This is a genomic window from Streptomyces sp. NPDC002206 (assembly GCF_053593595.1).
This window is the reverse complement of sequence record NZ_JBSFCW010000056.1, coordinates 16,215-28,232: the sequence shown is the minus strand read 5'-3', so window position 1 is coordinate 28,232 and position 12,018 is coordinate 16,215. Positions and strand designations below refer to the sequence as shown.

Annotated in this window: 13 protein-coding genes and 1 pseudogene; 5 read left to right on the top strand and 9 right to left on the bottom strand. The window is 65.4% G+C overall.

Annotated elements, in window-relative coordinates; translation table 11 throughout:
* A pseudogene (locus ACWCP8_RS39270) lies at positions 1 to 168 on the bottom strand (IS256 family transposase); the annotation flags it as partial.
* Between the two features lie 637 nt (positions 169 to 805).
* Here ACWCP8_RS39270 and ACWCP8_RS39265 point away from each other — a divergent pair.
* From ACWCP8_RS39265 to ACWCP8_RS39255, 3 genes are read left to right on the top strand one after another with little or no spacing between them, the layout of a single operon-like run.
* A complete protein-coding gene (locus ACWCP8_RS39265; RefSeq protein ID WP_266992248.1) occupies positions 806 to 1,405 on the top strand; it encodes a sulfite oxidase-like oxidoreductase in 600 nt (199 codons plus the stop codon).
* Positions 1,375 to 2,121: a ferredoxin reductase gene (locus tag ACWCP8_RS39260; protein ID WP_451121295.1), complete on the top strand. Its 747-nt coding sequence runs from the start codon at positions 1,375 to 1,377 to the stop codon at positions 2,119 to 2,121. Before ACWCP8_RS39265 ends, ACWCP8_RS39260 begins: the two co-directional genes overlap by 31 nt.
* The gene (locus tag ACWCP8_RS39255; protein WP_323135987.1) at positions 2,093 to 2,431 is read left to right on the top strand and encodes a DUF6510 family protein; all 339 of its coding nucleotides are present in this window, start codon (positions 2,093 to 2,095) and stop codon (positions 2,429 to 2,431) included. The genes ACWCP8_RS39260 and ACWCP8_RS39255 overlap by 29 nt, the downstream gene beginning before the upstream one ends.
* 22 nt (positions 2,432 to 2,453) lie before the next feature.
* Here the strand turns inward: ACWCP8_RS39255 and ACWCP8_RS39250 are convergent, their stop codons facing one another.
* The 7 genes from ACWCP8_RS39250 to ACWCP8_RS39220 all read right to left on the bottom strand — a co-directional run bounded on the left by ACWCP8_RS39250 (position 2,454) and on the right by ACWCP8_RS39220 (position 9,781).
* On the bottom strand, positions 2,454 to 2,798 hold the full coding sequence (locus ACWCP8_RS39250; protein ID WP_352269958.1) for a molybdenum cofactor biosysynthesis protein: 345 nt from the start codon (positions 2,796 to 2,798) through the stop codon (positions 2,454 to 2,456).
* A gap of 675 nt (positions 2,799 to 3,473) precedes the next feature.
* The gene (locus tag ACWCP8_RS39245) at positions 3,474 to 4,373 is read right to left on the bottom strand and encodes an NADP-dependent oxidoreductase (protein ID WP_451121293.1); all 900 of its coding nucleotides are present in this window, start codon (positions 4,371 to 4,373) and stop codon (positions 3,474 to 3,476) included.
* Between the two features lie 183 nt (positions 4,374 to 4,556).
* The gene (locus ACWCP8_RS39240) at positions 4,557 to 5,723 is read right to left on the bottom strand and encodes a C45 family autoproteolytic acyltransferase/hydolase (protein WP_451121291.1); all 1,167 of its coding nucleotides are present in this window, start codon (positions 5,721 to 5,723) and stop codon (positions 4,557 to 4,559) included.
* A 275-nt stretch (positions 5,724 to 5,998) separates the two neighbouring features.
* Positions 5,999 to 7,054, bottom strand: a complete 1,056-nt coding sequence (locus ACWCP8_RS39235; RefSeq protein WP_451121289.1) for an alpha/beta fold hydrolase — start codon at positions 7,052 to 7,054, stop codon at positions 5,999 to 6,001.
* Between the two features lie 206 nt (positions 7,055 to 7,260).
* Positions 7,261 to 7,908, bottom strand: coding sequence for a nitroreductase family protein (locus tag ACWCP8_RS39230; RefSeq protein ID WP_352269962.1), 648 nt, complete (start codon positions 7,906 to 7,908; stop codon positions 7,261 to 7,263).
* A gap of 59 nt (positions 7,909 to 7,967) precedes the next feature.
* Positions 7,968 to 8,762, bottom strand: a complete 795-nt coding sequence (locus ACWCP8_RS39225) for an isocitrate lyase/PEP mutase family protein (protein ID WP_352269963.1) — start codon at positions 8,760 to 8,762, stop codon at positions 7,968 to 7,970.
* A 560-nt stretch (positions 8,763 to 9,322) separates the two neighbouring features.
* A complete protein-coding gene (locus ACWCP8_RS39220; protein WP_352269965.1) occupies positions 9,323 to 9,781 on the bottom strand; it encodes a carboxymuconolactone decarboxylase family protein in 459 nt (152 codons plus the stop codon).
* A gap of 1,067 nt (positions 9,782 to 10,848) precedes the next feature.
* Here ACWCP8_RS39220 and ACWCP8_RS39215 point away from each other — a divergent pair.
* Both ACWCP8_RS39215 and ACWCP8_RS39210 read left to right on the top strand, forming a co-directional pair.
* Positions 10,849 to 11,466 (top strand): TetR/AcrR family transcriptional regulator, encoded by a 618-nt coding sequence (locus ACWCP8_RS39215; protein ID WP_451121286.1) that lies wholly within the window; start codon positions 10,849 to 10,851, stop codon positions 11,464 to 11,466.
* Between the two features lie 112 nt (positions 11,467 to 11,578).
* Complete coding sequence (locus tag ACWCP8_RS39210) at positions 11,579 to 11,770, top strand: Ada metal-binding domain-containing protein (RefSeq protein WP_352269968.1); 192 nt, start codon at positions 11,579 to 11,581, stop codon at positions 11,768 to 11,770.
* Between the two features lie 35 nt (positions 11,771 to 11,805).
* Here ACWCP8_RS39210 and ACWCP8_RS39205 read toward each other — a convergent pair whose 3' ends face one another.
* Entirely contained in the window at positions 11,806 to 11,934 is a 129-nt protein-coding gene (locus tag ACWCP8_RS39205; RefSeq protein WP_376669429.1) for a DUF6510 family protein, read from the bottom strand.
* Positions 11,935 to 12,018 lie beyond the last annotated feature (84 nt).

Genomic DNA, 12,018 nt, shown 5'->3' with positions numbered 1-12,018 from the left:
CAGGGCGGATTCCAGCACCCGCTTCGTCAGCTGCTGCAGCAGCCCGCCCTCCCCAGTCAGCTGCAGGCCCTCCGACCGGGCCCGGTCTATCAGCATCGAGATCAGCTGGTCATCCGGCACCCCTCCGGGAACCGCCGGACCAGTGGCCTCGATCGAATCCAACTCCACGCCCTGCACAGTCACTTGGCGTCTCTTCCTTGATCAGCAGATCCGCCGTTAGTTTTACACCCCCCGGCGCGGGTGAGCTGGCCGGTGGACGACCGCCATTCCTTTTCAGGGCGCCCCGACGTAGGTAGCCAGTTCTCAACCTGGTTATCCGGGGCAGCAGCACGGACTGCCCGGTCGATGGATTCCACCGCGCACTGGGCGGCCATCTCGGCAGCGGCGGGTGGGGCCTGGCGGACGATCAACGACCCGGCCAAGCGCAGGGAACCCGCACCACAAACCTCATAGCCTCACGACCGTCTCACTGGACTTGAGATCTTCCGGGCCCGCCCCGACCACTCGCTCACTCGCAGGACACGGTGTTACTAGACGCGGCGAGTAGCCACTCCGAGGAACGGTAGCGGCGGCGCCTGCCTGGATACCCAGGTAGCGTTGAGTGCAGGCGCCCCTCCCCCGCTTGCTGAGCGCATGCATGACTACTAGGGCTCGCGGCCACTCTCCAGGCGTGTCCGAACTGTCTCTGGCGCTGAGAGTGCCTCGCCCGCCCGGTGACATGGGGGTAAGAGAAAGCCTCCTGCAGACGCTAATCGGAAAGCCGTCGCAACGACTGTACGAGAACCGACAAACAGGGACGGCCAGCATGACAATTATCTCGCGCGGATTTCACGGGCGGAGGCCGTCCGAAGGCACGAAACTGCCACCTGGGCAGTACGAGACCAATGGCTTCCCGGTGTTGTCCGCCGGGCCCACGCCTCACGTAGAGAAGAGCAGCTGGGAGCTCTCTGTAACCACTGAGGACGGACGACGGCATACATGGGACTGGGCCGCCTTGATGGCGCTTCCGTCGGAATCTCCGACAGTCGACCTGCACTGTGTGACCAAGTGGTCGAAGTTCGGCACCGAGTGGCGGGGAGTATCACTGGACGTTCTGCTCGCAGATGTGGAGACAGCCGCCGAGTACGCCCTCGTTACCTCTTACGGGGGCTACACCACAAACGTCCCGCTCGCGGATCTGCTCGATGGCAAGGCGTGGATCACCTACAGCTACGACGGTGACGACCTCGCACCCGAACATGGTGGGCCGGCCCGGCTGCTCGTACCCCACCTGTACCTGTGGAAGTCTGCCAAATGGGTGCGCGGGATCGAACTGCTGGAGAGTGACACGCCTGGCTTTTGGGAAACCGTCGGCTACCACAACTACGGAGACCCATGGCGAGAACAGCGGTACCAGGGAGACTAGGCGACCGGCTTTGCTGGCGGGTTGCTGAGGTGACGGGCCGGCGTGTCGAGTCGCCCACAGCAGTCACAGTGGTGCTGGACGTACCTGACTGGCCGGGGCACCTGGCTGGCCAGCACGTTGACGTGCGATTGACTGCAGAAGACGGCTACAGCACCCAACGTAGCTATTCGATCGCGTCTGCCTCCGATGGTCAGCGCCTCGAGCTTACGGTCCAGTGCCTGCCTGATGGTGAGGTGTCGCCCTACTTGGTGGATGAACTGAAACCTGGCGACCAACTAGAACTGCGAGGCCCCGTCGGCGGCTGGTTTGTCTGGGGACAGGATCAAACAGAGCCGATCCTTCTGGTTGCGGGCGGCTCGGGGCTTGTACCGCTGATGTGCATGATTCGCGCACGCGAAATGGCCGGCAGCAGAGCCCCCTTTCGGCTTCTGTACTCCGTGCGGGGCCCGGACGAGCTGCTGTATCGCTCCGAGCTCCGTGAGGGATCGCCGGGACTGGACATCTCATACCTCTACACCCGGCAAGCCCCACCGGATGCGCCGCGGCCGCCAGGGCGTGTCACCCCCCATGACCTGGTCCGCAACGGCTGGCCCCCTGACTTTGGGCCGACCTGCTACGTCTGCGGGCCCACAGGCTTCGTTGAGAAGGCAGCGGCCTACTTGGTGCTCCTCGGGCACGCCCCAGAACGTGTCCGCACCGAACGCTTCGGAGGTTGAGATGGTGCTTGCGGAGACCAACGATCCGAATGCGGCCAGCGCCCCCGATGGGTACATCGACGGAAATGCGCTGGCGGGGCCCCTCTCCGAGATCTTCGTCGTCGACGTGACTGCCGCGACGAGCCGATGCGCGCACTGTGGATGCACGGCGCCGCTCGCCTGTCTGCACGTGTATGGGCACGCTCCGGGCCTTGTCGCGCGCTGCCAGCAGTGTGGTCAGGTCGTGCTGCGTGTCGTGCGTGCAAAGGGCGTTGCCTGGCTCGACATGAGCGGCGCCGCGTCGCTGGCGATCCCTCTGGGGGAGGAGTGAGCGTGCGGGGCACTACGTCCTGCTAGCTGTGGGGACCTGCAACCTTGTTCACACGGCTGATGGACTGCTTGACGACACGGAAGCTCGCTCTGCCGACACGGAGCACGCCGTCCGACAGCGGTGTGCATCGGACGCCGCCCTTACCTCGGAGTGCCCGCTGTGCGCCTGGGCCGATGACTGTGTCCATCCACGCGCAGGGTCGTGCAGCACGGTTGACGGCAAGGATCAGGGGACCGCCGCCGCTGTCGAGTTCGACGGTCCAGCCGATGTATGCGTCGATGTCGATGCCTCGGAGCAGGATATTTCGCCGCATCTGCCGGAGGTCGACGTCTGGGTTGATGTCCAAGGGCAGGCTCTCTGCTGCCATGACCGTCACTGACGCGTCGTGATGAGCCGCCTGGGCGAAGTACCGGTCGCCGACGACTCCGAGGTGCCGACGCACCTCGGCCTGCTGCACCAGTCCGCCGACCGGGTCCGCTGACGGCCCCTCGGCTGGGCGCCCTGAGTACCGGTGCACTGGAGACACGAGGAGTTGCACCACTTCCACTTCGTCCGAGGGTGCGTTTGGCGGGCTCATGTCGGGGCGGACTCCACTTCTCCTATTGCGGGGCTAGGACGTCGGCACGCACAGCACAACATCCGCTTCGCCGTCAGCTCCGGCCTGGTCCACCGCGACTTACGAGATCTCAACGCTGACGCCCCGCCCCCACCCGCCCGGCGATGTCCACCGCTCTCAGGCCGACCGCGTCCCGAGGCCCCTGCAGTGGCGAGCACCCGCTTCGCATGTCGGCGGCGCTCCGCGCGGTTAGTGCCTAGACGCACGATCTGCCGCGTCGGCACATCTCCTGGCAGATCCTGCCACTTTGACCTCGCCGTCACGACGCCACCATGCCCGACCGGATGCGTCCCACGCCCAATTGGCTAGGCAACCCGCTCCACCGGCTGCGGCCTGGTGAACCTTCCTATCTCAGCCTGACGACTTCTCGATCGCGCCTGGCGGGCACCGTGGCCCAGCATCGAAATCGGGCGGTGCCCGGTCGGGTCATGCTCGGGTGAGCACGATCTTCTTACCGCCGGCCCGTCCGGTAACCACCCGGGCGAACGCAGCCGGTCCCTCGCTCAGCGCAAGGGGCTCCGGTGCGAGTTTCAAGGTTCCCGCGGCGGCCTGCTCCGCCAGTTGGACAAGCTGCGCGGCGTTGGGCTCGACGTAGAGATCCCAACTCGTAATGCCTCGTTCCTCCGGAGGCGCGTCCGAGGTCAGGGAGCACAGTCGGCCGCCGTCCCGCACCAAAGGCAGGGCGGCGTCCGCCGTGCTGGTGGCGATGATGAGGGCGGCGTCGAACCCGCCGCGTACCTTGGCCGACCAGTTCGGGTCGTGGTAATCGACGACCTCCATCGCTCCCAGACCGAGCAGGCGCTCTGCGGCGGCAGCAGACGCGGTCGCGGTCACCTCGATGCCCTTGGCCCCGGCGAGCTGGATGGCCAGGGCTCCGGTGGCCCCGCCTCCGTTGGTGATCAGGAGCCGCTGTCCTCGGCTGAGGTCCAGCTTGTCTAGGGCCTGCAACGCGGTGAGTCCGTTGACCGGCAGTGCCGCCGCGTGCACGGCGTCCAGCCCGGGTGGGCAGGCTGCCGTGTGATCCGCGTTGATCAGAACGCGTTCGGCCCAGAAGCCGCTTCCCCCGGGCAGCGGGGCCTCGTGTGCGAGGACCCGGTCGCCTACGGCAAACCTGGTGACACCCGCGCCGACGGCCAGCACCTTGCCCGCGCCCTCCACTCCCAGCGCCGCCGGGGGGCGCAGCCCCACGTCCCAGCCAGCGCCGTTTAGCAGTTGGTCCCACGGGCCGACCCCGGCCGCCTCAACCGCCACCAGGATCTGACCGGGCCCGGGAGATGACGGTTCGGGCAACTCCAGCAGGGCGACTTCTTTCTCGGCCCCGGACACTCCGCACGCCTTCACAGTAGATCTTTGTCCTCTCACTCAGTCCGACCGACCGGGAGGTACGGGCCGGAAACCCAAAGCAGGCAGCAGTGTCGACCTCGGGCTCCCCTACAGAGGTCGCTCGCGGTCTCAGCCGCACCGCACATTGGTGTCGAGCCTATGCAGCTAGTGGCCCGGAAATGTGGACTAACTGGGCCAACCGTGGAATAGATCTGCACCTGGACCTTGGGTCAGGTCGGGGCGCACGGACCCGCCTTGAACAGGCGTTGCGCCAGGCCGTATGGGACGGGCGGTGCAGGGGCCGCCGGGGTGGACGGCGAGGTGGCCTGTGGTGACGTCGAGGGACACGGTGGCCAGGGTTTCCCAGCGCTGGCCGAGTGGCGCGGACGGGGCCGCGTGGCAGCACAGGGCCGCGCCCTCGGCAAGGTGGACGGTGAGGGCCTGCAGCAGGGCGCCGCGGTCCGGGGCATCCAGTGGGCGGGTGCGTTTCTGCAGGGCCTCGAAGCGGTGGTAGGTGTCGGGGTCCTGCGTTCCGATGGTCTCTCCGGGGGACAGGTTCGGGGCGAGGAAGTGATTGGTGTGGAGCAGGTAGCCGTCGTCGCCGGGCTGGATCAGGGCGGGACCGGCCGGGCTGACTTCGACGGTGGCGGCGCGGGCGCGGCCTTCCTCGTAGTCGCACAGGGTGAGCGCGGAAGAGGCCGCGACCGGGGTGCCCATGGCCAGTGCCTTCGCCTCGTCGAGGGTCGCGCAGCGGTCGAGTACCAGGCGGGCCAGGACGTGGACGGGGAGCCATGGGCCGTGGTGTTCGGGGGACTGGTCGGAGCGGTGGCCGAGGATGTTGAAGTGGAGGCCGAGTCCGCGGGAGTTGACTCCGATCTTGCCGACGATGCCGTATTCGGTGAGCGTGCGCACTACCCGGCCGTCTGGGTGCTCGACGGTCCACACGAACCAGTTATCGCGCATGCCGTCGTGCCAGTCCCAGGTCTGGGTGGTGACCGGTGGGCCGCCGTCGGCCGGGGTGTGGACGACGGTCGAGCACTCCGGGTGCTGCTGCCCGAGTCGGCCGAGGATCTCCGTGCGGGCATTGAGCGCGGCGATCTGATGCGGCGGCAGGCCGGAGCCGCGGGCGATGCCGTCGATCTCGGCGGCTAGGTCGGGGGCCAGCGCGCTGATGTGCTCCAAGGCCTCCTCGCCCCACTTGGTGACGTCTTGGCGAGCCGCCCCGGCGGTAGCGAAGAGTTCGTTGTAGAACTCCCAGGTCCGCCGGATCTGGTCGGGGAAGGCGCGGCCGAGGAGCAGTCCTCGGTCGCCGGGGGCGGCGGCAGCTGATCGGAAGACCGTGGGGCTGGGCATGAAGTGGGTTCTCCTGATGGACGCCAACTCGACGTCGCGGCTGGTGTTACAGGGAGAGGGAAAGTGGTCCTCTCTCCTCGGACGTCTCCTCGCACGCGTCCCTCCATCCAACAGGCCTACCCAGGCGGTGAACCACGTCCTGTTCATCCGGTCCTTCGACCGTTCCGTCGCCGGGTCGCGCCGGTGGAGATCCTCGTAACCACCGGCGCGAGCCTATCTACGGAGATACTCCCCGCCGTCTGTAGGGATCGTTGCTCATCCCTTGACGGTGAAAGTTACTTCTGCAGGAAGGAGCGCAATAGAGCCGTCACTTCCTTCGGCTTCTCCTCGTTCACGAAGTGGCCCGTATTCTTCAGGACTCGTCCCTGGACGTTCACGGCGTACTCACGCCACTGGTTGGGGACCCCTGAACCGAAGGAATCTCCGCCACCGACCGCGAGGATGGGCATCTTCAACTTGCCCTGAGCCAGGAACTCCTTGTTCTGCTGAACATCTGTGCGAAGCCCACGGTACACATTCATCCAGGCCGTCGCGCGGCCGGGCTCCTTCAGGAAATGGGCGTAGAAGTCAAAGTCCGACGCCGTGAACGGCGACTTGTTGCCCGCCAGGTACTCAGTCATCATGTCGTGGACGAGGACGCGTTCGTGACCGGCCATGAGGCGTTCAGCGAGGGGCAGCTGGAACAAGCCGAAGTGCCACGGCGCGGGCTTGCTCGGGTCGGCGTTGAGCGCGGGGTAGCTGTAGATGCTCTTATCCGGGATGGGAGCCTCCATCACAGCCATGCTCCGCACTTCCGACCGGAACTGCGCCGCATAGCCGTAGGCGACCCACATACCAATATCGTGGGCGACAACCTGCACGCCGTTGTTGAGCTTCAACTGCGTCAGCAGCTGATGCACGTCCTTCGCCAACTGCGCTGCGTCGTAACCACTCTCGGTGACCTGGGACTCGCCGGCACCACGCAGGTCGACGGCGATCACGGTGTGGGTCTTGGAGAGCGGACCCATCTCCTGCCGCCACTCAGACCAATCCTCGGGGAACCCGTGGATCATCACCACAGGTGAACCTTTACCACCCCGAACGTAGTGCATGCGAAAGCCATTTACTTCCGCGAACTTGGACTGAAAACCAGCGGGTGGTTGAGACTGCGGGAAGGACGACGTTGACTGCGCCGCCACGGAGACATGCTCGCGACTCTCGCCCCATGCTCCGACGCTCGAGACCACGGAGCCCACCAGGAAAGCCACCACAGCCGTAATGAGCGCGATGAGCCTGTTGGTCTTTCCTATTCCGATGCGTGGATCTTCGCTGGACAGCTTACTGTCGTTCACTTTCTTGTTCTTTCTCTGTGTGTCTCGAGGTTCACTGCAGGCGCCGTGTACGCGGTGCTGACGTGCAAGGTTGCGGTCTGTCGATCAGGTGAGGATCGGCGCGGCCGACGCGGTGAACGAGGCCTCCAGGGAGACCACCTCAGGTGAAAATGCCTGCCGGAGCGTTCCGCCTCGGCGAGCCAGGTTGATCACTTCCGGGTGGGTGTTTAGATGAAGGTGAACAGTTGGTCGGCGTCGAATCGCGAGATCGGGCTGGTGTACACCTTCGCGGGGTCGGGGTAGCCGAGGGCCATCAGCACCGTCGTGCTGTGTCCGGTCTCGCGGATCTTGAACGCCTTGTCGACACTGGTCGGGTCGAACCCCTCCAGCGGCGTCGCGTCGACGCCGAGCTCGGCGGCCGCCATCATGGTCAGGCCCACCGCCATGTAGGTCTGCTTCTCCATCCAGTGGTTCATGTCCTTGTAGCCGTAGTTGCGCAGGTCGAGGAAGTCCCGGGTCATCGACTCCCAGAGCTCCTGCTTCGCCGGGTCGGGGAACCGGCCGTCGGTCCTCTCCTTGCTGAACACTGCCTCGAGGTGGCTGTCGGGCACGTCAGCCCGGGTGGTGAGGATGATGGTGTGCGACGCGTTCAGGATCTTCTCGCCGTTGTCCTGGAACCGCTCGCCCAGGTTGTCCGCGAGCCGCTTCTTCCCCTCGGGTGTGGCGAGGACGTAGAAGTGGTTCGGCTGGATGTTCACCGATGTCGGCGTGGAACGCAGGAATCTCAGCAGCTGCTGAAGGGTTTCCTCCGGAATAGTCTTACTGGGGTCGAAATACCTGGTGAGGTGCTTGTTCATGAGCTTGTCGAGATTCATGTCAATCCAACTTCTTCTTGTAATCAGTAGATGAGGAGCAGTGGTTCGCAGGTTTTGGGCTAGTTCTTGCCGCGGGCAAGCAGTTCATCAATACGCTCGAAGCTCATACCTGTCGTCGCCGAGGCGAGGTCGCCCGCGACGAGCGCCTTGGTGGCTTGTTCGAGTGCCCCCATCGCGTTGACATAGAGGAACGGACCCAAGCTGATGCGCTTGACCCCGGCCTTCTGCAGCTCGGCGACGGTCAGCACCTTGTCCGCCGGCGAGATGAGGACGTTGACCGGTGTCGGCGCGACGGCGGTGACGATCGCGACGAGTGCGTCGAGGTCGGGTGGGAATGGCGCGTAGACCACATCCACGCCGGCCTCGGCGAACGCCGTCAGGCGCCGGATGGTGTCGTCGAGATCGGGCCGTCCCTGGATGAAGTTGTCGGTCCGGCCGGTGACGACGATGCGGCCCTTGGCCGCGTTGACGGCGCTACGTACGCGATTGACTGCTTCGTCGAAGCCGCGGATGGGTTGATCGGGATTGCCCGAGGTGTCCTCGATCCCGATACCGGCCAGGCCGGACGCCACGGCGGCCTCAACGGTCGCGGCGACGTCTTCAGGCGTGTCGCCGTAACCGTCCTCGAAGTCTCCGTTGACGGGCAGCCCGGTGAGTCGGCCGAGCAGCCGCGCATGCTCGAGGTGCTCTTCGCGGGTGACTTCGTGACGCCCGTCGGGGCGGCCGAGCGTGGCGGCGATCGCCGCCGACGATGTCGCGATCGCCTCGAAGCCGGCATCGGCCAGCATCAGCGCCGAGAGGCCGTCCCATGCGTTCGGCATGACGAGGCCACCGTCGCGGGTGTGCAGCGCCATGAATTTCTCATAGAGTTCGGAGCCCGGCATTTCGAGCCTTTCCTGAATGATCGTTGAGTCAGTGAGGGGTTTGCCGGCTGGGTGCCTAGGCCGCGTCGAGGGTTCCGGCGATCAACCGGTGGGTGGGGTGTTGTTGGCAGCGGCGTGGAGCTTCTTAAAGCCGACCCAGCCCCAACAGACGAGGTGACGCGCGATCAGTCCGTGGACTCGACGAGGCGGGTCTGTTCGCCCGTCGGTGTCTGGCGCGGGTATCCCCAGGTCAACTGATGCCCGTCGGTGAGGTAGGTCCCGGTACGCCACCCAGTTCACGAAGGCTCCTCGCGGCGATGGGCCGCGAAGGAGCCTTCGAAGAAGGCACGGAACGACTCGCGGCACTAGACCACGCCAGAGCCCATGTCTCCCGACGAAAGCACGGCGGGGGTGTTTCGATGACGCCGTCTACCGCGAGGTCGGCGATCTTGTCCGCGTCCTGGGTCAGCGCGGCTTCGTGGCAGCGCGGAACACACGCTCGATCGCGCTCTCGCTCGCCGCGTCAGGCGCCGTCGGCTCCGGGTGCGGGTTCACTGGGCCACGCTCGTATCGACCGAGCCGACGGCGGGGATATCGAGGTCGGTCTGGTTGACGTTGTTGATGAAGTTGGTGAGCAGGAATTGCACCGTCACCGCGACGATCGCCAGAATCTGCGGGTCGGTGTACCCGGCGCCTCGCACACCCGCGAGCTCGGCGTCGCTGACCTGCCCGCGGCTGTCGATCACCCGTTGCGCGAAGCGAGCGGCCGCGGCACGTTTGGGATCGACCGAGCTCCCGACGCGACCGAGCTCGATGTCGTCGCCTGACATGCCGCCGAATTCGGTCGCGACGTAAGTGTGGATCGCCAGGCAGTAACTGCAGCCGTTGGCTTGTGACACGGCCAGCGCAATGCTGTGCCGGGTCTTCGCATCCAGAACCCGGCTCAAGGTGCCTTGCAGAGTCGTGACGACCTCGAGAACGGTCGGGTTCGACGCGATGGTCTTGAACATGTTCGGGACGAAGCCGAGCTGCGCACCAACGTTGTCGAGTATTCGCTGCGCGCTAGCGGGCACATCCTCGTGAGGGGGAACGTTCAGTCGTGACACAGCGAATCGACCTCCGGTCGACGTGTGAGTAGTTGTCGTCGAGCCCAAGTCGGGCTCGTAGTGCTTCAGAGCTCCGCCGCAGGCCTTACCTGCGCTGGCCGCAACCTGGCCGGTGGCGTCGGTTGCGCCGGGCGCCTGGTGACCTGCATTGCGAGGGGTGACTCCGTCGGAGCCGAGTTCCGGATCTCTTCGCCACCGGGACACGCATAAGAAGGACTATACAGACCAAAAACTTCTACGCAACCCCTCCCCCAGGCAGGCCAAGTCGGCCGCGCTGGATGCAAGCGAGTCAATGTCGCACCGGATCAGCAAACTTGCAGGTAAGAGCCCTAATAAAGCTACGTCGTGAGCCATTCGTCCGGTCGGAACGAGCGAGTTCAAGCCGCCTCGAGCCAGGCCAGCTCGGGCCTGACCGACCACTTGAGTGGACTATTTAGACCAAACTTAGGTGAGGCTGGACTGAAACGAACGCAAGATCTCTCGGATCTGCCTGCGCCTCCACCTCGCGTCCATCTGCGAGAGGGATTTCGCTGATATGACCGCCGCAACACCGTTCATCGACGCCAGGGTGTCGCGCCACATCGGCACCTACTCCGATGCGGTCGCGATCCCGGCCGGCGCCGCAGGTCGTCCTGTCCGGCACCCCGGGATTGCGGCCGGACCGAACCCGGCCGGAAGATTTCGCCGAGGAGGCCCGGCAAGCCTCGGACAACGTGTGCGAGGCGCTACGGTGCACGGGCGCCGAACTGAGCGACACCGTTCAGGTCCGGTCCTGGCTCACAGACCGCGACGACATCGATGCCAACGTGAAGGTTCGCAAGGAACGTCATCTCTCACCGACCGAGCTATATGCGCGCAGTGGTGCCACAACTGATCCGGCCCAGTCTCCACTTGGAGATCGAGGTCACCGCGGTTGTGACGCACTCCGCGGCCAAGCAGCACGAGTGAGTAACATGCCCGAGGGAGACACCGTGCCCGGAACCAGCGGTACACGCCGCACACCACGCGGCCTGGAGACCCGTTCACGGATCGTTGATTCGGCAGCCAAGCTGTTCTATGTCAAGGGCGTCAACGCCACCACCCTCGATGACGTCCGGCTGGCCAGCAGCACCAGTAAGTCCCAGTTGTACAACCACTTCGAGGACAAACTCGTGCTGATCCACGCCGTGATCGACGTGCAGTCGAAGTTCGTCCTCGCCCGCGAGGAACAGCGCCTGCGCGGCGTGAAGACCCTCACCGGTCTGCGCCGCTGGCGTGACACCCTGGTACAGGCCAACTCACTGCAGGACGGCTCGTACGGGTGTGCGCTGGGCGCGATGTCGGTTGAGCTGTCCGACAACGATGAGCAGTCCCGCCAAGCGCTCAACGCATCAATCGATGCCTGGCGGCGGATGCTCATCGAAACGCTGACCCGGCTCCGCGTCCTCGGCATACTCGCCGAGGACGCGAACCCACAACGCTTGGGTACTGGTCTGCTGGCTGCCCTGCAGGGTGGTTACGTGCTTGCGCAGAACGCTCACAGCTCCGAGCCGATGGCCGTCGCGCTGGACATGGCCCTGGACCACATCGAATCCTTCGCTCGCAGCTGAGCCCGCGTTCGCAGCTCCACGAGCGCGTTCGTTCCACGACACACTGCTTAGGCAGCCGCTGCCTCTTGAGGCCAGTTCGGCATGCCTGCTCGACCCAAGAACACGGCGGACCATGCACACCGACTTCGGCACCTGCTATCAGGCCGTCACAGACAAGGACCGACGCTACGACGGCCAGTTCGTCACCGCGGTTCACACCACTGGCATCTATTGCCGGCCTTCCTGCCCGGCCCGGCTACCACATGCCGAGAACGTGTCCTTCCACGTCGCTGCCGAGGCCCGGTGCGTGCCTGTACACGTGTAGGCGAGCGAGGGGACCTATGCAGCCGCAGAGTTGGCTCATCGGCTCGTCGCGGCGGTCACATCAACGACGAAGACCTCGGACAGGGACCCTGCGAGCGCGTTTCCGTCGACATACCCGGCGTGGGTACCGTCCGCATCTGTGCCGCCGACCTCTACGGACGCCATATCAACCTCCACTGTCACCGAAGCGCTCGGTACGTACTCGCTCAGGTGTACGTCCCAGGAGCACCAGGTAGGCAGCCGTCTTCT

Bases quoted from the DNA above. Each gene is read 5' to 3' on its own strand.
- ACWCP8_RS39210 (WP_352269968.1), top strand. From the start codon at position 11,579: ATGCACACCGACTTCGGCACCTGCTATCAGGCCGTCACAGACAAGGAC.
- ACWCP8_RS39260 (WP_451121295.1), top strand. From the start codon at position 1,375: ATGGCGAGAACAGCGGTACCAGGGAGACTAGGCGACCGGCTTTGCTGG.
- ACWCP8_RS39265 (WP_266992248.1), top strand. From the start codon at position 806: ATGACAATTATCTCGCGCGGATTTCACGGGCGGAGGCCGTCCGAAGGC.
- ACWCP8_RS39230 (WP_352269962.1), bottom strand. From the start codon at position 7,908: ATGAATCTCGACAAGCTCATGAACAAGCACCTCACCAGGTATTTCGAC.
- ACWCP8_RS39225 (WP_352269963.1), bottom strand. From the start codon at position 8,762: ATGGCGCTGCACACCCGCGACGGTGGCCTCGTCATGCCGAACGCATGG.
- ACWCP8_RS39250 (WP_352269958.1), bottom strand. From the start codon at position 2,798: ATGGCAGCAGAGAGCCTGCCCTTGGACATCAACCCAGACGTCGACCTC.
- ACWCP8_RS39205 (WP_376669429.1), bottom strand. From the start codon at position 11,934: ATGGCGTCCGTAGAGGTCGGCGGCACAGATGCGGACGGTACCCACGCC.
- ACWCP8_RS39220 (WP_352269965.1), bottom strand. From the start codon at position 9,781: ATGTTCAAGACCATCGCGTCGAACCCGACCGTTCTCGAGGTCGTCACG.
- ACWCP8_RS39240 (WP_451121291.1), bottom strand. From the start codon at position 5,723: ATGCCCAGCCCCACGGTCTTCCGATCAGCTGCCGCCGCCCCCGGCGAC.